This window comes from Pseudomonas sp. TE21435, from assembly GCF_056279265.1.
Map to the genome: position 1 here is coordinate 893,986 of NZ_JBWBQZ010000001.1, position 21,053 is coordinate 915,038.

General features: G+C 66.2%; 16 protein-coding genes. 9 read left to right on the plus strand and 7 right to left on the minus strand.

The window, feature by feature from the left end:
- Positions 1-79 precede the first annotated feature (79 nt).
- Genes ACZ9C1_RS04040 through ACZ9C1_RS04055 form a run of 4 tightly spaced genes read right to left on the minus strand, consistent with a single transcriptional unit; the run spans position 80 to position 5,158 of the window.
- Positions 80-1,633 carry an ABC transporter substrate-binding protein gene (locus ACZ9C1_RS04040; protein ID WP_476253628.1) on the minus strand — a complete coding sequence of 518 codons (1,554 nt, stop codon included), beginning with the start codon at positions 1,631-1,633 and terminating at the stop codon, positions 80-82.
- 4 nt (positions 1,634-1,637) lie between these two features.
- A complete protein-coding gene (locus ACZ9C1_RS04045; protein ID WP_476253629.1) occupies positions 1,638-2,837 on the minus strand; it encodes an LLM class flavin-dependent oxidoreductase in 1,200 nt (399 codons plus the stop codon).
- Positions 2,838-2,849: 12 nt separating this feature from the next.
- A complete protein-coding gene (locus ACZ9C1_RS04050) occupies positions 2,850-4,073 on the minus strand; it encodes a lipase family protein (RefSeq protein ID WP_457378070.1) in 1,224 nt (407 codons plus the stop codon).
- A gap of 11 nt (positions 4,074-4,084) precedes the next feature.
- Positions 4,085-5,158: an ABC transporter substrate-binding protein gene (locus ACZ9C1_RS04055; RefSeq protein WP_277503688.1), complete on the minus strand. Its 1,074-nt coding sequence runs from the start codon at positions 5,156-5,158 to the stop codon at positions 4,085-4,087.
- A gap of 293 nt (positions 5,159-5,451) precedes the next feature.
- On the opposite strand from ACZ9C1_RS04055, the gene ACZ9C1_RS04060 reads away from it, so the two are divergent.
- The gene (locus ACZ9C1_RS04060; RefSeq protein ID WP_277503690.1) at positions 5,452-6,510 is read left to right on the plus strand and encodes a sigma-54 interaction domain-containing protein; all 1,059 of its coding nucleotides are present in this window, start codon (positions 5,452-5,454) and stop codon (positions 6,508-6,510) included.
- A 74-nt stretch (positions 6,511-6,584) separates the two neighbouring features.
- On the opposite strand, the gene ACZ9C1_RS04065 is transcribed toward ACZ9C1_RS04060, so the two are convergent.
- Complete coding sequence (locus ACZ9C1_RS04065; RefSeq protein ID WP_046855927.1) at positions 6,585-7,499, minus strand: LysR family transcriptional regulator; 915 nt, start codon at positions 7,497-7,499, stop codon at positions 6,585-6,587.
- 207 nt (positions 7,500-7,706) lie between these two features.
- Here ACZ9C1_RS04065 and ACZ9C1_RS04070 point away from each other — a divergent pair, with 207 nt between their 5' ends.
- The 6 genes from ACZ9C1_RS04070 to ACZ9C1_RS04095 all read left to right on the plus strand — a co-directional run bounded on the left by ACZ9C1_RS04070 (position 7,707) and on the right by ACZ9C1_RS04095 (position 17,093).
- The gene (locus tag ACZ9C1_RS04070) at positions 7,707-8,732 is read left to right on the plus strand and encodes a zinc-dependent alcohol dehydrogenase family protein (RefSeq protein ID WP_102684953.1); all 1,026 of its coding nucleotides are present in this window, start codon (positions 7,707-7,709) and stop codon (positions 8,730-8,732) included.
- 302 nt (positions 8,733-9,034) lie between these two features.
- Positions 9,035-10,321 (plus strand): hypothetical protein, encoded by a 1,287-nt coding sequence (locus ACZ9C1_RS04075; protein WP_476253630.1) that lies wholly within the window; start codon positions 9,035-9,037, stop codon positions 10,319-10,321.
- Between the two features lie 79 nt (positions 10,322-10,400).
- Positions 10,401-12,053: a VRR-NUC domain-containing protein gene (locus ACZ9C1_RS04080; protein WP_476253631.1), complete on the plus strand. Its 1,653-nt coding sequence runs from the start codon at positions 10,401-10,403 to the stop codon at positions 12,051-12,053.
- Entirely contained in the window at positions 12,050-14,305 is a 2,256-nt protein-coding gene (locus ACZ9C1_RS04085) for a helicase C-terminal domain-containing protein (protein ID WP_476253632.1), read from the plus strand. The genes ACZ9C1_RS04080 and ACZ9C1_RS04085 overlap by 4 nt, the downstream gene beginning before the upstream one ends.
- Before the next feature lie 79 nt (positions 14,306-14,384).
- Positions 14,385-16,022 (plus strand): phosphoglucomutase (alpha-D-glucose-1,6-bisphosphate-dependent), encoded by a 1,638-nt coding sequence (pgm, locus tag ACZ9C1_RS04090; protein ID WP_102684949.1) that lies wholly within the window; start codon positions 14,385-14,387, stop codon positions 16,020-16,022.
- Positions 16,023-16,205: 183 nt separating this feature from the next.
- Positions 16,206-17,093, plus strand: a complete 888-nt coding sequence (locus tag ACZ9C1_RS04095; protein ID WP_102684948.1) for a pirin family protein — start codon at positions 16,206-16,208, stop codon at positions 17,091-17,093.
- Between the two features lie 95 nt (positions 17,094-17,188).
- Here ACZ9C1_RS04095 and ACZ9C1_RS04100 read toward each other — a convergent pair whose 3' ends face one another.
- Positions 17,189-17,605 carry a RidA family protein gene (locus ACZ9C1_RS04100; RefSeq protein WP_111532421.1) on the minus strand — a complete coding sequence of 139 codons (417 nt, stop codon included), beginning with the start codon at positions 17,603-17,605 and terminating at the stop codon, positions 17,189-17,191.
- The gene (locus tag ACZ9C1_RS04105) at positions 17,605-18,921 is read right to left on the minus strand and encodes a flavin-containing monooxygenase (protein WP_476253633.1); all 1,317 of its coding nucleotides are present in this window, start codon (positions 18,919-18,921) and stop codon (positions 17,605-17,607) included. The genes ACZ9C1_RS04100 and ACZ9C1_RS04105 overlap by 1 nt, the downstream gene beginning before the upstream one ends.
- 256 nt (positions 18,922-19,177) lie before the next feature.
- Between ACZ9C1_RS04105 and ACZ9C1_RS04110 the strand changes: the two genes are divergently transcribed.
- Entirely contained in the window at positions 19,178-19,855 is a 678-nt protein-coding gene (locus tag ACZ9C1_RS04110; RefSeq protein WP_139670804.1) for a DUF1028 domain-containing protein, read from the plus strand.
- Positions 19,848-21,008: an acetylornithine deacetylase gene (argE, locus tag ACZ9C1_RS04115; protein ID WP_476253634.1), complete on the plus strand. Its 1,161-nt coding sequence runs from the start codon at positions 19,848-19,850 to the stop codon at positions 21,006-21,008. The genes ACZ9C1_RS04110 and argE overlap by 8 nt, the downstream gene beginning before the upstream one ends.
- Positions 21,009-21,053 lie beyond the last annotated feature (45 nt).

Consider the following 21,053-nt stretch of genomic DNA (forward strand, 5'->3'; position numbering starts at 1 on the left):
GGCTTGAAGGCTGGCGCTATCCCTGTGGGAGCTGGCTTGCCGGCGATAGGGCCAGGACAGGCGGTAGAGGGCCTGCAGGTCAACTTCTGAGCCACAAGCTCTCGAACCGCCAGGTGCTGAACAGCGACTGCTCGGCCTGCGCGCCACCCACGCGGGTGCTGACGCCATCGAGCAGGTCGGCAAAGCCCCAGATCAGCATGCCGCCGCGCTCGTACTGGATACGTTGCGCCCGGTGCACCAGCGCCTTGCGTTGCGCAAGGTCCGGCTGGGCCATGGCGCCAAGGAAGGCCTCGTTGAATTCGCGGTCATGAAAGTGGGTCTTGTTGGCCACCGCGAACGGCGCATCGGTGTGGATGGCGCTGGCCAGGAACGGCGCACCGATGCTGCCGCCGGTACTCAAGGTCCAGTCGTCGCGCTGCGGTCCCTGGAAGGTGGCCAGGTCGACCTGGCGCACGTTGAGTGTCACGCCGACGCGCCGGGCCTGTTCGGCCAGCACCAGGGCCGAAGCCAACCCCGGGCCAGGGGTGGTCACCAGTTCCACCTGCAACTGTTCATGGCCGGCTTCGCGCAGCAACTGCACTGCGCGCTGCGGGTCATAGGGGCGCGGGCCAATGCTGTGGTCGAAGGTTGGGTCGAACGGTGCATACAGGTCGTTGGCCACCCGGCCTTGGCCATTCAGCGCACGGCGTACCAGCTCCTCACGGTCGGCCAGCAGGCGGAACGCCTCGCGCACACGCGGATCGTCGAACGGCGCCTTGGCGGTGTTCATGTCGAACGACAGCCAGTTGCCGCTCACCGATTTCAGCAACCGTAACCGTGGATCGGCCTGCAGCACCTGCAGGTGTTCGGTGGACATGACGTTGGCCATGTCGATCTGCCCTGCACGCAACGCCGCCAGGCGGCCGGTCTGGTCCTTGAAGTCGATGATTTCCAGTTCATCGGCATACGGTTTGCCAGGCTTGTAGTAATTGTCGAAGCGGGTGAACAGCGAGCGCTGGCCTGGGGTGAAGCTTTTCAGTTTGTACGGCCCGGCGCCGACCGGGTTGGTGACCGGGTGGTAGTCCACCGGCACGATGCCGCCGAAGTTGACCCAGGTTTCCGGCAGTGGCAGGTAGCTGCGCCCCTCGCGAAAGCCCAGGCGCACGGTACGCTCATCCAGCTTGACCAGGTTGTCGCGGTCCACCCAGTGCAGCAGCGCCGCATAGGGCGAGGCCAGCTGCGGGTCGGTGAGGCGGCGGATGGAGAAGATCAAATCGTCGGCGTCGATGGTCTTGCCGTGGTGGAACTCCAGCCCCGGCTTCAGGCGCAAGGTCCAGCTGCTGGCGTTGGCATTGGGCTCGGCGAACTCGGCCAAGGCCAGGCGCGGCTGCATCTGCTCGTCCCACTCCCACAGCTTGCTGTACAAGGCAAAACCACGCACGATGCCGCTGCCGACAGGCTTGTGGGCGTCGAGGTTGCCGCTCTGGCTGCCGTCGATGATACCCAGGCGCAGGCGCCCGCCATGGCGTGGCTCGTCGGCCACGGCAGGGTTCGGGCTGTCGGCGGGGCCGCAGCCGGCCAGCAGCCCGCCGGCCAGTACGCCGACGTGGCCGAGAAAGCTGCGCCGGTTCAGTGGGTAACCGTCCCTGGCCATGGCGTCAGGCTCCGTTGCTGGCGTGCAGTGGCACGGGTTCGGCTACCGGGCGGGCAAGGGCTGCACGCTGCTCACGAAAGTGCGGCAGGATGTGCTCACCGATACGGTAGGCTTCTTCCAGGTGCGGGTAGCCGGCAAGGAAGAACAGATCGACACCGATGCCGTGGTACTCGCGGATACGCGCCACCACGTTGGCGTAGCTGCCCACCAGCGCGCAGCCCGGCGGGATGCCGATGTAGCCGAAGCCGGTCCACACGTTGGGGTGGATGAAGAAGTCGTCGAAGGCCTGTTGCTCGTCCTTGTCGCTGTAGTCATGCTCGTAGCTCAGCTTGCGCGCCGTGCGCAGGCCGGCGTGAGCGGCGCGCGCCTTGACCGTGCCCTTGGCCACGCCTTCGTCGAAGAACCGCTTGGCCTCGGCCAGTGCTGCGTCTTCGGTTTCGCGGGCGATCACGTCGATGGACAGGCCGAAGCGAATATCGGTGCGGCCCCACTTCAGCGCGCGGGCGCGGATATCTGCGATCAGCGCAGCAATCTCGTCCGGGTGTTCAGCGCGCATCAGATAGAAGTCGGCGTGCTTGGCGGCGAACTCCCGTGCTGCCACTGACGAGCCGGCCGTGCAGATCAGCGGCAGCTCGGCCTTTTTCAGCGGGCCGCGCAGGCCACCGCCTTCGGCGCGGTAGTAGGTGCCTTGGTAATGGAACTGCTCGTGGTGCCAGTAGCCGCGCACCACGTCCATGAACTCGGTGGCGCGGGCATAGCGCTGGTCATGGTCTTCGAAGTCGCCGACCTGGCGCTGGATGGCATCCGAGCCGCCGTTGATGATGTTCCACACCAGGCGGTTGCCGGTGGCGCGCTGGTAGGTCGCGGCCTGCTGCACGGCCACCCAGGGGGTGTAGTGATAGGGTTGGAACGCGGTGACGAACTTCAGCGAGCGGGTTTCCCGGGCCAGTAGCGAGCACACCGTCCACGGCTCTTCGCCAGTGGGGGCATTGACCATCAGCGCGCCGCCAAAGCCATTAATTTCTGCGGCACGGGCGATTTGGCCGAGGTAGTCGATATAGGTGAAGTGGTCACCCACGGCAAACCCCGACACCGCACCGGTGCTGGGCCCGCCCGCATGCCAGTCGCCACGGTTGCGCGGGTCGCCGGGGAGAAACTGGGTTTCGCCATGCAGGGGCAGGCGGGTAAAGAATTCGATGCTCATGGGCTGGCCTCCTTACTGGACGCTTGGGCTGCAATTGGGGGTGACCGGCTGGTCGCTGATGACCTGGCGCGCGAACGGGATGGAGTCCTTGAGCGACGCATTCACCGTTTCGCTATGGCCCAGGCCCTTGTAGAGGTGGCCCTGCACCACCGAGCCGGCTTTGCAGGCATCCTGCATCAGCGCGACCTGAGTGGTGGCAGCGGGGGTCTTGTCCTCGGCGCCGGTGCCAATGAAGATCGGCTGGGCAAGCTTCAGGGTCGGGTACGACACCTGCGCCAGCCATGGCTTGAGCTGATCGCCCTTGTAGTCTTTCTTGGCGTTGGCCGGGGTAAGGCCGGTACCGACCACGTCGCTGACCAATGCTGACAGGCAACTGGTGCGCGCTTGCTCGAACAGCGGCAGGGCCTTGTCGGTGTAGAAGTCGCGCGGGTCGATGCTCGGGTCATACTGCTGTGCGGCCAGCAGGGTATAGAAGCCGTAGGCCAGGGCCGGGTCGACCTTGTCCTGGTCCTGTTCGCCAACATTCTTCGCGCCCACGGTGTAGATCACACCCGTGCCGATACTGCCCTTGACGCCCAGCTTGGGCGCGTAAGTCGCCGCATAGGCCCCGGCGGCAAAGGCCCCGGCACCCCCTTGCGACTGGCCAATGATCAACACCTTGTCGGCCAGCCCCGGCACGCCTGCGACCACGGCCTTGGCCGCATCGAGAATGCCGTAGGCGGCCATGCGGTTGTTCAGCAGCGGGTGGCCGCCCGGCACACCGAGGCCCTGATAGTCAGTGGCGACAATGGCATAGCCTTCATCGAGCCAGCGATTGAGGTATTGCACGTCGCGGTAGCTGCGGCCTGCCCAGGACGGCGCGCAGATATCCGCCACGCCGACGGTGCCATGGCCCCAGCTGGCGACCGGCCAGCCGCCCGCTGGTGCCTTGCCTTTGGGGATGAACAGCGCACCGGAAACCACGATTGGGGTCTTGCCGTCGATACCATCGAGCGAGGTGTAAAGGAGGCGTTGCGCGCTGGCGGCATTGGGCAGGCTGAGCGCCTGCTCCAGTGGTTCGCTGCGCAGCAGTTTGCCGGGGGTAGCGGGGATGGCCTTGGTCCAGGTGTAGAAGGCCGACACACGACCATCGCCCTGTTGCGGGTCTGGTTTGGGGGCGTAGGTTTCGGCGGCCATGGCGCCGATGGACAGGGCCAGGGCGCTGAGACCGAAGACGAGCGAAGCAGGCAGTTTCATGGGAAAGTCTCTCAAGGGTGTTGGCTGATCTGGGCGTCGAAGGATGGCCAGTAGTGGGTCAGTTGCAGGTCGATCAACGCCTGGCGGGTAAAGCCCGTGGCCAGGTCGCTGGTAATGTCGTAGGGGGTGCGGATCAGCCGGTTGGCCAAGGCGTACTGGCCAAGGGCGTCGTAGTGGGCCTTGAGCTGGGCATCGCTTTTCGGTGCCCAGCGCACCTTCCAGGCCACCGGGTCGTCCTGGTCGTCACGGCGCAGCACGCTTTCGCTGACGCCGGCGCGCGAAGACAGCGCGTAGTAGGCGTCGCGGTTGTGCTCCTGGGAGATCCACCAGGCCGCGCGCACCCAGGCGGTGGCAACCAATTGCGTCAGGTCGGCGTGCTGCTGCACGAAGCGGTCAGTGCCCCAGAGGTCGGAGACCAGCCGCCAGTCGTTGGCGCCTTGTTTGGTCGACCAGAGGATGCGCGCCACGCCTTTGTCTTCCAGGGCGTAGGCTTCGTTGAGCAGCACGGCGGCATCCACTTTACCGGCAGACACCGCAGCGGCACCGACCTGCGGGTTGAGGTTGGCGATCTTGAAGTCGCTCAGTTGCAGGCCCTGGCTCTGCAGGAAATTGCTGAAGGCGAACTCCCATGGCCGGCCGCGGTGCAGCGCCAGGCGTTTGCCCTTGAGGTCCTGGATGCTGCGTGCCGTGGAGTTGCTCGGCACCACCAGGTAGATGTTGTTGCCGCTGCCGCCCGGCACCACCAGCTTGCCCGGCACCTGGCCGGCACCGGCGATGACCGAGGGCAGGTCGCCGCGCACGGCAAAGTCCAGGCTGTCGTTGCTGAAACCTTCGTTGATCTGCGGCCCGGCGCCGGCATGGGGCAGGGCGGTCCATTGCAGTTTCACGCCGCGGGCGGCCAGTTGCTGTTCCAGCCAGCCTTCTTCGATCACTCGCCCAGGGATGCCACCGAACACCGGTGCGCCGCCCTGGGTGAAGGCGACGATGGCGATGCGCACCGCCGCCGGTGGCTCGGCTGCCAGCGCAGCCAGGCTGAGGAACAGACCGCCCAGCAGGGCGAGGGCGTGACGCCAGGGATTGTTCATGTGCAGCTCCAGGCAAAGGTTTCTACAGGCCAGGAGCGAAATGCATGCCAGCATGCTGTTAGGTGCTACAGCCCTTTATCTACAGGGCCTCCAGCCAAAGGGAAGTGGGCGTGAAGGGCAGGGGCTGCTGATCGGCGGGCAGGGCAGTGCTGGCGGATTGCTGCTGTAGCAGCAGTCGATTGTTGAAAAATCGAATATTTCCAATTCGAATATTCAAATGCTAATTAATAATTTTTTGATCTAATTTGTTTCATGCACTATGGGCCTGCGCGTCAACTGCCAGGAATGCCCCCATGTCGCTGATCACCCACCCAAATGCCCGCGAGCTGACCAAGTCGGTACGCGCCACTGTGCTCGTGTTCAAGGACCCGCGCTCCCAGGAGCTGCTCAGCCGCATCGAGCGCCTGGCACCCAGCGAGGCCAATACCCTGATCATCGGCGAAACCGGTACCGGCAAGGAGCTCGTCGCCCGGCATATCCACCACCTTAGCCGCCGAGGGCGTGAGCCGTTCGTGGCGGTGAACTGCGGCGCCTTTGCCGAAACCCTGGTGGAGAGCGAGTTGTTCGGCCACGAGAAAGGCGCTTTCACGGGCGCTACCAGCAACAAGGCCGGCTGGTTCGAGGCTGCCAATGGCGGCACGCTGTTCCTCGACGAAATCGGCGACCTGCCGTTGAACATGCAGGTGAAGTTGTTGCGCGTGCTGCAGGAGCGTGAGGTGGTGCGCCTGGGCTCACGTACGCCGATACCGATCAACGTGCGGCTGGTGGCGGCAACCAACGTCAACCTGGCTGATGCGGTGGTGGCAGGGCATTTTCGAGAGGATTTGTTCTACCGCCTGCACGTCGCAACGATACGCCTGCCGCCCTTGCGTGAGCGGCCAGGAGACATCCTGCCGCTGGCGGAATTCTTCATCGAAGAACATTGCCGACGGCTGGGTTACGAACGGGCAGCGCTGAGCCCGGATGCCGAGCGCAAGTTGCTGGCGCATAGCTGGCCGGGCAACATCCGCGAGCTGGAAAATGCCATTCACCATGCGTTGCTGGTGTGCCGGTATCAGGTGGTGGCACCGGCGGACCTGCACTTGGTCGATATCCGGCCACAGCTGGCGGCGCCTGTTGCACAGGCTTACTTGCCGGCAGCGAGCGCGACACCGCCTGAATTGGAAAGCGCTTTGCTGGCGCTATTCGAGCAGAATGTCCCGAACTTGTATGAGCATATCGAGGAGACTGTGTTCAGGGCGGCGTATCGGTATTGCCACGGTAATCAGCTGCAGACCGGGCGCTTGCTGAGCATCAGCCGCAATATCGTGCGGGCGCGGCTGGAGAAGATTGGCGAGCTGTCTAAGGCATGATGGCTGGATAGATCGTTGTTATCTCCAAATTGGTAGATGTATTTGAAGGCTGTGTTTTGCTTGGTGGAGCTTGATCAGAGGCTATCGGGGTCGCCGAAGAACATCTGTATCCGCGATCTCAACCACCGCTCCGCCGGATCATTATCCTGCGCCCCGCGCCAGGCCATGTGCAGCTCGAAGCTGCGCACTTCCAGCGGCAGGTCCTCGGCCCGCAGGCCGCCCGCTGCCGTGAGGGCATCGGCGGTGTAATCCGGCACCGTGGCGACGATATCGGTCCCCGCCAGCAAGCTCCCCAAGCCGTTGAACTGCGGCACGGCCAGCACCACATGGCGCTTGCGGCCGATCTCCTCCAGCGCCTCGTCGATGAACCCGGACAGGTCGCCGGCGAACGACACCAACGCATGGGGGCGGGCGCAGAAGTCGTCCAGGGTGATGTTGCCGGGCATGCTGTCGGCGCGCAGCAGCTTGGGCATGCTGCGGCGTAGCACCTTGCGCTTGGCGTTGGCCGGCAGGTCGCTGGTGTAGCTCACGCCCACCGAGATTTCGCCGGAGGCCAGCAGGGTGGGCATCAGCAGGTAGTTGACCCGGCGCACCACCAGCACGATGCCGGGCGCCTCGGCGCGGATGCGCTTGAGCAGCTGGGGCAGCAGGGCGAATTCGGCGTCATCCGACAGGCCGATGCGAAACACCGCGTTGCTGGTGGCCGGGTCGAACTCGGCGGCGCGGCTGACGGCGGTGGAGATCGAGTCCAGCGCCGGCGACAGCAGGGCGAAGATCTCGTGGGCGCGCGCCGACGGCTCCATGCTGCGGCCGGTACGCACGAACAGCGGGTCGTCGAACAGGTTGCGCAGGCGCGACAGCGCGGCGCTGATCGCCGGCTGGCCGAGGAACAGTTTCTCGGCGGCGCGGGTCACGCTGCGTTCGTGCATCAGCGTCTCGAACACGATCAGCAGGTTGAGGTCTACGCGACGCAAGTCGTTACGATTCATTCGATGCGGCTCGCCTGAAGTGGGGCAGGGGTGAATCTTAAGGCCAAAGGCTGGTACCCTGCACCGATTTCCGGGTGCCAATGCACAGATTTGTCAGGGGCCCAATCAATGACAGGCATGTCGACTATTAACAGCCACTGATGGTCCAACCGTGAAAGCCCGGATAAAGTCCGTGGTAATACGAGATTCACAAAGGCGAGGTATGCGATGTCCCGCATGATCCGTTTCCACAAGTTCGGCCAGGCCGATGTGCTCCGTTGCGAGGAGCAGGCCGAACCGTCCCCGGCCACCGGCGAGGTGCAGATCCGCGTCGAGGCGATCGGCATCAGCTGGTACGACGTGCTCTGGCGGCAGAACCTGGCGCCGTCCCAGGCGCGGCTGCCGGCGGGTATCGGCCATGAGATGGCCGGCGTGGTCACCGCGGTCGGCGAGGGCGTGGACGATATCGCGGTGGGCGACCGGGTCGCCAGCTTCCCGGCCACCAGCCCCAACGACCATCCGGTCTACGGTGACGTGATCGTGCTGCCGCGCAGCGCCATCACCCGTTACCCTGACGTGCTGACCCCGATCGAGGCCAGCGTGCACTACACCCCGCTGCTGATCGCCTACTTCGCCTATGTCGACCTGGCCCGGGCCAAGGCCGGGCAGACCGCGCTGGTCACCGACGCCAGCCACTGCGCCGGGCCGGCCTTCGTGCAACTGGGCAAGGCCCTGGGGTTGAAGGTGTTCGCTGCCACCAAGGAACCCGAGCAGCGTGAATACCTGCTGGGCCTGGGCGCGGACAAGGTGATCGTCACCGAGGAGCAGGACCTGCTGATGCAGATCGGCAAGTACACCGATGGCCGTGGCGTGGACATGGTCCTCGACGGCATGGGCGGCCCGCAGATGTCGCTGCTCGGCGATGTCCTGGCGCCACGTGGCAACCTGGTGCTGTATGGCCTGCAGGGCGGCAACCAGACGCCGTTCCCGGCCTGCGCGGCGTTCCAGAAGAACATCCAGTTCCATGTGCACTGCATCGGCAACTTCACCGGCAAGCCGGAGCTGGGCATCGCCCAGGACCAGGTGGCGTTGCAACGGGCCTTGCGCGACATCAACCAGTTCACCGCCGACCAGCTGCTGACACCGCAGATCATCAAGGTGTACCCGTTCGAGCAGGTGGTCGAGGCGCACCGGCATATGGACGCCTGCCCTTGCGGTGGCCGGGTGGTGCTGGACATGGGCGGGCAGGGCTGACGCTGCCGACGCCAGCGCCGGGCAAGCGCGCTTCTACCGCCGTGGCATGACGCCCGCCCTGTAGGGGCGGGCCTTGGTTCGCGGCCTCACTGCCAAACATTGCTAATTTTCTTACCCGGTTTTGGGAAGTTTCCTTCAAACCCGGTCAGCTATTCATCTGCCAGAATCGGACTTCAATTCGAAGCCGTCAGGGAGATGGAGCGATAGCATGACCGAGACCCACGACCAAGCCATGCACTATATCTACCAGCAAGTCCTGCAGCGCCTGCTGGAGCACATGAGCCCAGGCCCAGCGCGCCTCGGTGCAGTTGCTGATCCAGCGCCTGCTGGTCATCGCTGGCGGCCAGGAATACATCGGCAACCTGCGGGTACTGGCCCTGCACGGCGTGGACCGGCGCAGCGCGCATCTGCTGGCCTGCCTGCGCGCCGCGCAACTGAGTATCGCCATTCGCCACGCCGCCACCTTCCGCCTGCGGGTGCTGGCGGCCCGCCTGCCCACCCTCGACGACACCGCCCTGGCCCTTCACGACCGTTGCTTCAGCGCACTGTTCCTGCACGATGATCCACGGGTGGAGCTGTTGCGCGCCGATGGCGGGCAGCTTGGCCCATTTGGTGCCCGACAGGCCTGTTCGGCCGAACAATTGGCCGCCGCGGGTAACGCCTGGCTGCTGTTCGGGCACCTCGCCGGCGGGCAGCCCGGGGCTTTGCTCGGCGCCAGGGGGTATCTGGATGTGGGGGCCAGCCTTGGGCAGGTGCTGGGTGGACAAGACGGCGAGCAGCTCCTGGTCAGCGCCGCGCCGCTTGCCCAGCGCCACCGCCTGCTGGCCTGGGGGCGGCGTTGCCTGCGCCATAGCGGGGAGGTCGCGCACACCGTGACACCCCACAGCGTCCTGGCCGCCGGTGTCGAACAGCTGCACCAGATGTTGTCCGACCCTTGGCAGTCGCCGACAGCGCCCATGCACGATAAGCCTTGGGGCGATACCCACCTGATGACGGTGGAGGATCTGCTGCGCCATCCCGATGACGGCGGGCACCTTGACCGCATGCTCGGTCGGGAGGAGGCGCAGGCCTGGCATGCCCAGGGGCCGGCAGGGTTGTTCGACCCTTTGCCGCTGGCCCACCTGCATGGCCTCAAGGCGCAGTACCTCGAGCAGCGTACCTACCGCGAGGGCGCGCAGGCGTTCTACCAGCGTTTGCGCCAGCCGGCGGTGGCCTGGCCGCAGGGGCGGGCCTTGCGCGACGAGGCCCAGGCGCGACTGCTTGCGGCCTATGGCGTCAATGAAGCGCAATTGGTCTGCCAGTTGTTCACCCCCTTCGACGCGCAGGGGCACAACCTCGAAGCCTTCGTGCTGCGCTGCCATCCCGGTATGCGCGTGGCGTTGCCATACCTGCACCGTGCCCTGCAGGGCCAGCCTTGTCCGGAGCCTGTCAGCCAGTGGCTGGTGGATACCAGCGGCCTGCAGCTCGCGCAGTTGCGGGCGCTGTACGCCGGCACGCTCGGCAGCCAGGCACGGCGCCTGTATCAGTTGCTGGGGCGGCGCGACCTGTGGCTGCGGCCGCTGCCGGCCGGTTCGTGGAGCAGCGCGTGACCGTTGATCCAGCGCACTTGCCCCAGTAGGCGGTCTGTATGTATAACCAGTGCTTGTTCCCCCGCGCCCGACTTGCACCGTGATCGCCCATTCTGTCGATGATCCCTTGTACTACCTGTATAACTTCCGTCAGGTCCTGAGCTGGGTCGGGCAACGCTACGCCGACCTGCTGGACCGCGATGAGCACCGTTTCATCCAGGTGTTCGGCGAGTTGCCTGTGTCAGCGCAGGCGCTGCTGGTACGGATGGTCATGCGCAAGGGCGAGTGGTTTCGCAGGGACAAGCTCGACTACGCCGAGATCGGTGATACCGACGCGGCCCTGGTACCGTTGCTGGCTTTGGACTGGGTAGCAGCCGACGCACCGCTGGCCGTCGAGCAATTGTGGGCTTTGCTGCGCAAGGACGAACTGGTCGGGCTTTTCACCGGGAAAATTCCTCGGCCTCGGGCCAGCAAGGCCGAATTGCTGGAACAGTTGCAGGCACTCGAGCTGGCGCCCAGGCCCCTGGCACAGTGGTGCCCCGATTTCCCGACGCTGCTCCTGCACTGGAGCCGGCAGCCATTATGCGATCGGCTGCGGCTGTTGTTTTTTGGCAACCTGTACCAGAGCTGGTCCGATTTCGTGCTGGCCGACCTGGGCGTGTTCCGTTACGAACAAGTGGCATTCAGCGCCGACTCGCGGGCCTTGCGCCAGCGTAGCGAGGTCGACCTGGCCATGGCCCTGCACCAGTGCGCCGAGCGCCTCGAGCAGGGCGCCGCGCCCGCCGAACTGCTCGCGGCACTCGCGGGCCTTGACCACAGCAACCCCTGGTTGGTCCGTCGTCGGGCGCGGCTGCTGTTCAGCATCGGCCAGCAATGCGAGCGTGCTGGCGACTGGGACCTGGCGTTGCAGGTCTATGCCGACTGCGCCCACCCCGAGGCGCGCATCCGCCAGGTCCGGGTATACGAGCGCAGCGAGCAGTGGCAGCCGGCACTCGCATTGGCCCAGGCCATGGCCCAGGCGCCTGCCAACGCGTTGGAATGCCAGGCGCTGGAGCGCATGTTGCCACGGTTGGCGCGCAAGCTCGGCGGCCCGCCACAACCGCGTCGGCGCACGAGCGCGGTCACGCTCATTGAGCTGGAACTGCCGGCCGCGATGGCGGCACTGGGGGTGGAAGAGGCGGTGCGTCTGTATCTGGAGCAGCAGGGCGGGGCTGTCCACTACGTCGAGAACACCCTGTTCAACAGCCTGTTCGGCCTGCTGTGCTGGGAGGCGATCTTCGCACCGGTACCAGGCGCTTTCTTCAACCCATTCCAGGCCGGGCCCCAGGACCTGCATGACACGGACTTCCAACTGCGCCGCGCCGAGCTGTTCGCAACCTGCCTGGGCCGGCTCGACGATGGCAGTCACCGTGAGGCCATTCGGGCCTGCCATGCGGCCAAGCAAGGCCTGCAGTCGCCGTTTGTGTTCTGGCAGATGCTCGATGAGCCACTGCTCGAACAGGCACTCGAGCACCTGCCGCCCGAGCATTTGAAAGCCTGCTTCCTGCGTTTGCTGCAGGACATCCGCGCCAACCGCGCCGGCATGCCCGACCTTATCCAGTTCTGGCCGGGGCAGGGCGGCTATCGCATGGTCGAGGTCAAGGGGCCGGGCGACCGCCTGCAGGACAACCAGCTGCGCTGGCTCGAGTTCTGCCACGCCCACGGGTTGCCGGTGGCGGTCTGCCATGTGCGCTGGCAGGGTACGCCGGCATGAGCTACACCGTGGCCGTGCGCGCCCTGTGCGAATTCAGCGCCAAGGTCGGCGATCTCGACCTGCGTTTCACGCCGTCGCCCAGTGCCCAGGAAGGTATCGCCGGGCACCGCCGGGTGGTGGCCAAGCGCGGCGCCGGCTATGAGTCGGAGGTGGCGCTGGAGGGCGAATACCAAGGCCTGAGGGTGCGCGGCCGGGCCGATGGCTACGACCCGGCACGCAACCGGCTGGAAGAGATCAAGACCCATCGCGGCGACCTCGCCCGCCAGCCCGACAATCACCGCCAACTGCACTGGGCCCAGGCCAAGGTCTACGCCTGGCTGCTGTGCCAGGCGCGGCAGTTGCCGGCGATCGACGTGGCGCTGGTGTACCTGGACGTCGACAGCGACGGCCAGACCGTGATCAGCGAGCATTGCGGCGCCGACGACCTCAGGCGTTTTTTCGAAGCTCAGTGCCAGCGCTTCCTGGCCTGGGCACAGGCGCAGGAACGACGCCTGGCCGAACGCGACCGGGGTCTGCTGGCCCTGACCTTTCCTTACGCTGCGTTGCGTCAAGGCCAGCGGCAACTGGCCGAAACCCTGTACAAGGCGGTGAGCACCGGCCGTTGCTTGATGGCCCAGGCCAGCACCGGCATCGGCAAGACCCTCGGCACCCTGTTTCCGCTGCTCAAGGCCGTGGTGCCTCAGCAGTTGGACAAGCTTTACTTCCTCACGGCCAAGACCCCAGGGCGGGCCCTGGCCCTCGATGCATTGCGCCAGATTACCCAGGCGTCGCCGCAGCCGGCCCTGCGCAGCCTGGAGCTGATCGCCCGCGACAAGGCCTGCGAGTATCCGCAAAACGCCTGCCATGGTGAGTCCTGCCCCTTGGCGCGGGGCTTCTACGACCGCCTGCCCGCCGCCCGTGAAGCGGCCGCGCAGGTGCCGCTGCTCGACCGCGCCAGCCTGCGCGAGGTGGCCCTGGCAAACCAGGTCTGCCCCTATTACCTGGGGCAGGAGATGGCGCGCTGGGTCGACCTGCTGGTGGCCGACTACAACTACTACTTCGACGCCCATGCATTGCTGTTCGGCCTGGCCCAGGCCAACCAGTGGCGCACGGCGGTGCTGGTGGACGAGGCGCACAACCTGGTCGAGCGCGGGCGGCAGATGTACAGCGCCAGCCTCGACCAGGGCCAGTTGCTGGCACTGCGCCAGGCCAAGCCGGCCGGGCTGGGCAGCGCCCTGGACCGGCTGAATCGGCAATGGAACGCGTTGTACAAGGCGCAGGTCGCGCCCTACCAGGCGAGCGAACAGCTGCCCGACGCCTTCCTGCGCGCCCTGCAGCAGTGCATCGGGCTGATCCAGGAGCGCATGAACCAGGCGCCTGCCGAGGTCGAGCCCAAGGTGCTGGAGTTCTACTTCCAGGCCTTGCAGTTCAGCCGTATCGCCGAGCTGTTCGATGAGCACTTCCTGTTCGATATCAGTCCGCGCAACGGCCCCCGTGGGCGGCGCCTGGCCACGTTGTGCCTGCGCAACGTGGTGCCTGCCCGGCTGCTGGGCCCCCGCATGAGCGCGGCGCGCAGCGTCACGCTGTTTTCCGCGACCCTGAATCCCCGGCACTTCTACACCGACCTGCTGGGCATGCCGGCCGACACTGCCTGGCTGGAAGTCGCCGCGCCGTTTCGCGCCGAGCAGTTGCAGGTGCGCATCGTCAGCGAGGTGTCTACCCGCTATCAGCAGCGCCATGCCTCACTGGCGCCGATCGTCGAGCTGATCGCCGCTCAGTTTGCCGGCCAGCCGGGCAACTACCTGGCCTTCTTCAGCAGCTTCGAGTACCTCGAACAGGTGGCGCGACTGCTGGCCGAACGCTACCCGGCGCTGCCCATCTGGCGCCAGTCTCCCGGCATGGACGAGGCCAGCCGCGAGGCCTTCCTGGCGCGCTTCGTGGAGCACGGGCAGGGGGTGGGTTTCGCCGTGCTCGGTGGCGCCTTCGGCGAGGGTGTCGACCTGCCGGGCAGCCGCTTGATCGGCGCTTTCGTCGCCACCCTCGGCCTGCCCCAGGTCAATCCGGTCAACGAACAGTTCAAGCAGCGCCTGGGCCGCCAGTTCGGCGCCGGTTTCGACTATGCGTATCTCTATCCTGGGGTGCGCAAGGTGATCCAGGCCGCAGGCCGGGTGATTCGCGGCGACCACGACCGGGGTGTGCTGGTGCTGATCGACGAGCGCTTTGCCGAACCACGGGTGCGGCAGATGTTCCCCGGCTGGTGGCAACTGGCGTGAACGCCGCCATCGCCTGGCGCTGAAACTCCCAGTACACTGCGCGTTCCAACACCAACATCCGTTGATTTCGAGGTTCCGCATGACGCTCAGTCCTTTGGCAGGCAAGCCGGCTCCGGCCAGCGTGCTGGTCGATATCCCCCGCCTGTTGACCGCTTACTACACCGGCCGTCCCGACGCCGCGGTGGCGGCCCAGCGCGTGGCCTTCGGCACCTCGGGCCACCGCGGCACTTCGTTCGAACTGAGCTTCAACGAATACCATGTGCTGGCGATCACCCAGGCCATCTGCCTGTATCGCCAGGCGCAAGGCATCGACGGCCCGTTGTTCATCGGTGCCGATACCCACGCGTTGTCCGCCCCGGCCGCCGCCAGCGCCCTGGAGGTGCTGGCCGCCAACGGCGTGCAGGTGATGTTGAGCAAGGACGACGAGTACACGCCGACCCCGGCAGTGTCCCATGCCATCCTTTGTTATAACCGTGGCCGCCAGCAGGGCCTGGCCGACGGCATCGTCATCACCCCGTCGCACAATCCGCCGCAGAGCGGCGGCTTCAAGTACAACCCGCCCAACGGCGGCCCGGCCGACAGCGATGTGACCAAGTGGATCGAGGCCAAGGCCAACGAGCTGCTGGCGGCGAACCTGGCCGGCGTCAAGCGCATGGACTACCAGCAGGCGCTGGTGGCGCCGACCACCCAGCGCCACGACTACGTGAGCAGCTATGTCGCCGACCTGGAAAACGTCATCGACTTCGACGTGATCCGCAGCGCCAACCTGCGCCTGGGCGTCGATCCATTGGGCGGTGCCGGCGTGCGCTACTGGTCGGCCATCGCCGAGCATTACCAGCTGAACCTGGAAGTGGTGAACACCGAGGTCGATCCGACCTTCCGCTTCATGACCGTCGACTGGGACGGGCAGATCCGCATGGACCCGTCCTCGCCTTACGCCATGCAAGGCCTGATCGGCCTGCGCGAGCGGTTCGACGTGGCCTTCGCCTGTGACCCGGACCACGACCGCCACGGCATCGTCACCGCCGATGGCCTGCTGCAGCCGAACAACTACCTGGCCGTGGCAATCGACTACCTGTACCGCAACCGCCCGCAATGGCGCAGCGATGCCGCCGTGGGCAAGACCGTGGTCTCCAGCGGCCTGATCGACCGCGTCACCGCTGGCCTGGGCCGTGAGCTTTACGAAGTGCCGGTGGGCTTCAAGTTCTTCGCCCAGGGCCTGTTCGACGGCTCGCTGGGCTTTGGTGGCGAAGAGAGCGCGGGCGCCTCGTTCCTGCGCAAGGACGGCTCTGTCTGGGCCACCGACAAGGACGGCCTGATTCCGGCGCTGCTGGCGGCCGAGATGACCGCCCGCACCGGGCGCAACCCGAGCCAGATCTACGCCGACCTGACCGCCAGGCTGGGCAAGCCGTACGCCACCCGTGTCGAGGCCAAGGCCGACGCTCGGCAGAAGGCGTTGCTGAGCAAACTGGCGCCGGAGCAGGTCAAGTCCACCGAGCTTGCCGGCGAGCCGATCCAGCAGATTCTCAGCCATGCGCCGGGTAACAACCAGGCCATTGGCGGCCTGAAGGTGATGACCGAGAACGGCTGGTTCGCCGCGCGGCCGTCCGGTACCGAGGATATCTACAAGATCTACGCCGAAAGCTTCATCGACGAGGCGCACCTCAAGCGCCTGGTGGCCGAAGCCCAAGTGCTGGTGGACGCGGCGATCGCCTGATCGACGCTGATACGCATCGCGGGGCAAGCCTGCTCCCACTGTCTGCTTCGTTCAGGCGTGGTAGCGGGCTTGCCCCGAGAGTCGTTTGGTTGTTCCACTGATGGAACGATCCATGCCATTTCAGCTATCTACCGCAGTATTGGCCTCATCTGTAAGGTGTAACCCATCAACAGGAGGCTTCTCATGAAAAAGATCCAGGGTATCCACCGCAGCCCCAACGCCCACTGGGTGGGCGACGGTTTCCCGGTGCGCAGCCTGTTCACCTACGACCACCTGGCGCGGCATATCAGCCCGTTCCTGCTGCTCGATTATGCCGGGCCGCATGACTTCGCCCCGACCACTGCACGGCGTGGTGTCGGCCAGCACCCGCACCGCGGTTTCGAGACCGTCACCATCGTCTACCAGGGCGAGCTGGAGCACCGCGACTCCACTGGCGCGGGCGGTCTGATCGGGCCGGGCGACGTGCAATGGATGACCGCCGCGGGCGGCATCATCCACGAGGAGTTCCATTCCCCGGCATTCGCCCAGCGCGGCGGCACGCTGGAGATGGTGCAGCTGTGGGTCAACCTGCCAGCCAGGGACAAGCGCGCCGCAGCGGGCTACCAGACGCTGTTGGCCAACGACATTCCCGTGGTGACACTGGAAGGCGAGGCGGGCAGCCTGCGGGTGATCGCCGGGCGTTACCTTGACCAGCAGGGGCCGGCGCGCACCTTTACCGAGATGGACGTCTGGGACCTGCGCTTGAAGGCGGGTGCCACGCTGCAACTGCCGGTGGCCGCCGGGCGCAATGCCGCGCTGGTGGTGCTGCGCGGCACGCTGCGGGTCAACGATGAGCGCGAAGCCGGTGCGGCCAGCCTGGTATTGCTGGAGCGCGACGGTGACGGCGTGCGCCTCGAGGCACTGGCGGACGTCAGCGTACTGCTGCTCAGCGGCGAGCCGATCGATGAGCCCATCGTCGGGTATGGCCCGTTCGTGATGAACAGTCAGGCCGAGATCGCCGAATCGTTCGATGATTTCCAGGCCGGGCGGTTTGGGCAGATGGGAGGTACCGAGCGCGGCGTCCGACAATGACAAGGCGTTGACTCCAATCGCCGGCAAGCCGGCTCCCACAGGATCTATGCTGTCCCTGTGGGAGCCGGCTTGCCGGCGATTGCTTTTTCAGACGATCACAGCTGATCCGGCACCACCGCGATCACATCGATCTCCATCAGCCACTCGGCCTGCGCCAACCCCGCCACCACCAACCCGGTGGAAATCGGGAACACGCCCTTGAGCCACTTGCCCACTTCCTTGTACACCGGCTCGCGGAAGCGTGGGTCGGTGATGTAGGTGGTGGTCTTGACGATATGCGACAGGTCCGAGCCTGCCTCTTCAAGCAACTGCTTGACGTTCTTCATCGCCTGTTCGGTCTGCGCCTGCGGGTTGCCCAGGCCGACCAGGCGGCCTTCGAAATCGGTGCCGACCTGCCCGCGCACGTAGATGGTGTTGCCGGCGCGCACCGCCTGGCACAGGTCATTGTCCAGGGTCTGGTTGGGGTAGGTGGCCTTGGTGTTGAACATGCGGATGCGAGTGTGAGTAGGCATCAGTGGGCTCCGAAAGTGCTGATGTTGCTGATCAAGGGTTGCTGCTCATCTGCCGCGCGCTGCTCGCGGTCGCGGTAAGCCAGGTAGGTACGCTGGGTGGCGATGTGACCGGCGACGTGCTTGGCGTCGTGCCACACGCCCCAGATGAACGAAGAGCCACGGCGCGACAGCCAGGGCAGGCCGAGGAAGTACACGCCTGGTTCTTTCGACACGCCACGCTGGTGCTGCGGCTTGCCATTGGCGTCGAAGGCGTCCACCTGCAGCCAGCTGAAGTCCACGCCGTAGCCGGTGGCCCAGATGATGGTGTTGACGTTGGCCTGGGCCAGGTCCAGCTCGCGCAGCGGGTTGCTGACGCAGGCAGGGTCGGGCAGGCGCTTGCGCGCTTCGGGCTCTTGCGGCAGGTCCAGGCCGTTGCGTTCGACATAGGCGTCGGCGGCGTCCAGCAGGGCCAGGTAGTTCTCGTCGCCGCGGTTGATGTTCTCGGCCAGGTTGTCCTGGAAGCGCGCCACGCCGCCCTCGAACGACTGGGTCAGGCCGACCAGGGTCATGCCCTGGTGGGCGAGGGCGCGGAAGTCCACGGTGTGGCCACCACGGGCGCCGGACACGGCGATGGTCACATGCTCGCGGCCGGGCTTGGCGATCTCGGCATCCCATTCGCCGAGCACGCCCAGCCACCAGCAGAAATCACGGTTGCGGTAGCTGCGTGGCGGGCGGTCGTGGGCACCCACCGACAGGTACACCTGGCGCCCGGCGCGCATCAGCTCCTCGGCGATCTGCACGCCGGAGGAGCCGGCGCCCACCACCAGCACCGCGCCTTCAGGCAGTTGCTCGGGGTTGTAGTAGGCGGCGGAGTGGATCTGGTGCAGGCCGTCGTCCTTTGGCGCGATGGCCGGGATCACCGGGCGCTGGAACGGGCCGGTGGCGGCCACCACGCGGTTGGCGTGGATCACGCCCTGGTTGGTTTCGATGGTGAAGCCCGGGCGGTCGGCGTTGCGCACCACCTGCCTGACCTCGACGCCGGTGCGCACCGGCAGGTTGTATTTGCGCACGTACTGCTCGAAGTAGTCGGCGACCTGGTCCTTGCCGGCGAAGGCGTCGGCGTCGAGGTCGAATTCAAGGCCCGGGAAGCGGTCGTGCCAGGCCGGCCCGTTGGCCACCAGCGAATCCCAGCGCCCGGTGCGCCAGGCCTCGGCGATGCGCTTGCGCTCCAGCACCAGGTGCGGCACGCCAAGCTTGCTCAGGTGTTCGCTCATGGCCACGCCGGCTTGGCCGGCGCCGACTACGAGGGTGTCGATTTCGATGTTGTTCAGTGTCATGTCCCAGCCCTTCTTCAGCGGCGTTCTTGTTCAGGTCGGTGGGGACCGCCTTTGCCTGGGGCCAGACTAGGGATGGGGGGGCAATCGCGAAAATAGTATTTAGCTGGGGCTTGCCGATAAATTGGCGAAGGGTGGATGGGCACCGCTGCGCGCCGCATCGCCATAGTTTTTTCCTGCCCTGTGCCGAGGAAAATGTTGGTTTCGCCGCTGCCTTGGCCCGCCGAGAATGCCGGTAACTCAACACAGGAGCTGCACCATGACCTTCTCCATCATCGGCCGCTGCCAGGAAACCGGCCAGGTCGGCATCGCCATCAGTTCTTCGAGCATCGCCGTCGGCGCCCGTTGCCCGTGGGTGCGCGCCGGGGTCGGTGCCGTGGCCACGCAGAACATCACCTTGCCGGCCCTCGGCCCGCAGATCCTTGATGCCCTGGAACAAGGCCAGCTGCCGCCTGCCGCGGCGCTGGACCGGGTGCTGAGTGCCAATGGCTGGAGCGAATACCGCCAGGTCACGGTGATCGACAGCCAGGGGCAGGTGGCGCTGTTCACCGGCAAGGAGGCGCTGGGCACGCACAATGCGGTAGCCGGTGAGCAATGCGCGGCGGCCGGCAACCTGCTGTCGTCGCAGACGGTGATCGCCGCCATGGTCGCGGCGTTCGAGCAGGCTGGTGGCCATCTGGCTGATCGTCTGCTGGCGGCCATGCACGCGGCCATGGCGGCCGGGGGCGAGGCGGGGCCGGTGCACTCGGCGGCCTTGAAAATCGCCGGCGAGCTGACCTGGCCGCTGGTGGACCTGCGGGTGGACTGGACCGAGCAGGACCCGATCGCCGAACTGGACTCCCTGTGGCAAGCCTATCGCCCGCAGATGCAGGACTATGTGACCCGCGCGCTGAACCCGACCGCCGCGCCCAGCTACGGAGTGCCCGGCGATGAGTGAAGCGAGCAGTCGCACGCTGCTGGAGCGGCTGGTCGGCTTCGCCACGGTCAGCCGTGATTCCAACCTGGAGCTGATCGCCTTCATTCGCGACTACCTGGCCGGGTTTGGCGTTCACAGCGAACTGTTCCACAACGATGAAGGCACCAAGGCCAACCTGTTCGCCACGATAGGCCCGCTTGACCGGGGCGGCGTGGTGCTGTCCGGGCACACCGATGTGGTGCCGGTCGACGGACAGGCCTGGAGCGTCGAGCCGTTTCGCCTGAGCGAGCGCGACGGGCGCCTGTATGGCCGCGGCACGGCCGACATGAAGGGCTTCATCGCCTCGGTGCTGACGGCGGTGCCGGCGTTTCTCGCCCAGCCCCTGAAGATGCCGGTGCACCTGGCGTTTTCCTATGACGAGGAAGTCGGCTGCCTGGGCGTGCGTTCGATGTTGGCGGCCGTGGCGCAGCGCCCGCACAAGCCGCGGCTGTGCCTGATTGGCGAGCCCACCGAGCTCAAGCCGGTGCTCGGCCACAAGGGCAAGCTGGCCATGCGCTGCGAGGTGCACGGTGCCGCCTGCCATTCGGCCTATGCCCCCTATGGGGTCAACGCCATCGAGTACGCGGCGCGGTTGATCGGCAAACTGGGCGAGATCGGTGATGAGCTGGCGCATCCCGAGCATCACGACGGGCGTTTCGACCCGCCGTTCTCCACAGTGCAGACCGGGGTGATCAAGGGTGGACGGGCGTTGAACATCGTTCCCGAGGAATGCGAATTCGACTTCGAAGTACGCGCCTTGCCAGGCTTTGAAGCCCAGGCGGTGGCCGACCGCCTGCAAACCTACGCCGAGGCCGAGCTGCTGCCGCGCATGCGTGCGGTGAATGCGGCCAGTGCGATTCGCTTGCGGCCATTGAGCGCCTACCCGGGGCTGGCCACGCCTGCCGCCAGCGAGGCCGCGCAACTGGTGGCGTTGCTCAGTGGCTCGGATGACTTCGGCACGGTGGCGTTCGGCACCGAGGGCGGGTTGTTCGACCAGGCGGGGATTCCCACCGTGGTTTGCGGGCCGGGGAGCATGGAGCAGGGGCACAAGCCCGATGAGTTCGTCAGCGTCGAGCAGTTGCGTGGCTGCGATGCGATGCTGCGGCGCTTGGTCGAGTACCTGACGCAGGCATGATCGATGGCGATGCAAACCCGCCCCGGCAGGGGCGGGGACCCGGTT

Bases quoted from the DNA above. Each gene is read 5' to 3' on its own strand.
- ACZ9C1_RS04105 (WP_476253633.1), bottom strand. From the start codon at position 18,921: ATGACACTGAACAACATCGAAATCGACACCCTCGTAGTCGGCGCCGGC.
- argE (WP_476253634.1), top strand. From the start codon at position 19,848: ATGAGTGAAGCGAGCAGTCGCACGCTGCTGGAGCGGCTGGTCGGCTTC.
- ACZ9C1_RS04100 (WP_111532421.1), bottom strand. From the start codon at position 17,605: ATGCCTACTCACACTCGCATCCGCATGTTCAACACCAAGGCCACCTAC.
- ACZ9C1_RS04050 (WP_457378070.1), bottom strand. From the start codon at position 4,073: ATGAAACTGCCTGCTTCGCTCGTCTTCGGTCTCAGCGCCCTGGCCCTG.
- ACZ9C1_RS04085 (WP_476253632.1), top strand. From the start codon at position 12,050: ATGAGCTACACCGTGGCCGTGCGCGCCCTGTGCGAATTCAGCGCCAAG.
- ACZ9C1_RS04040 (WP_476253628.1), bottom strand. From the start codon at position 1,633: ATGGCCAGGGACGGTTACCCACTGAACCGGCGCAGCTTTCTCGGCCAC.
- ACZ9C1_RS04065 (WP_046855927.1), bottom strand. From the start codon at position 7,499: ATGAATCGTAACGACTTGCGTCGCGTAGACCTCAACCTGCTGATCGTG.
- ACZ9C1_RS04060 (WP_277503690.1), top strand. From the start codon at position 5,452: ATGTCGCTGATCACCCACCCAAATGCCCGCGAGCTGACCAAGTCGGTA.
- ACZ9C1_RS04110 (WP_139670804.1), top strand. From the start codon at position 19,178: ATGACCTTCTCCATCATCGGCCGCTGCCAGGAAACCGGCCAGGTCGGC.
- pgm (WP_102684949.1), top strand. From the start codon at position 14,385: ATGACGCTCAGTCCTTTGGCAGGCAAGCCGGCTCCGGCCAGCGTGCTG.
- ACZ9C1_RS04045 (WP_476253629.1), bottom strand. From the start codon at position 2,837: ATGAGCATCGAATTCTTTACCCGCCTGCCCCTGCATGGCGAAACCCAG.
- ACZ9C1_RS04095 (WP_102684948.1), top strand. From the start codon at position 16,206: ATGAAAAAGATCCAGGGTATCCACCGCAGCCCCAACGCCCACTGGGTG.
- ACZ9C1_RS04055 (WP_277503688.1), bottom strand. From the start codon at position 5,158: ATGAACAATCCCTGGCGTCACGCCCTCGCCCTGCTGGGCGGTCTGTTC.
- ACZ9C1_RS04070 (WP_102684953.1), top strand. From the start codon at position 7,707: ATGTCCCGCATGATCCGTTTCCACAAGTTCGGCCAGGCCGATGTGCTC.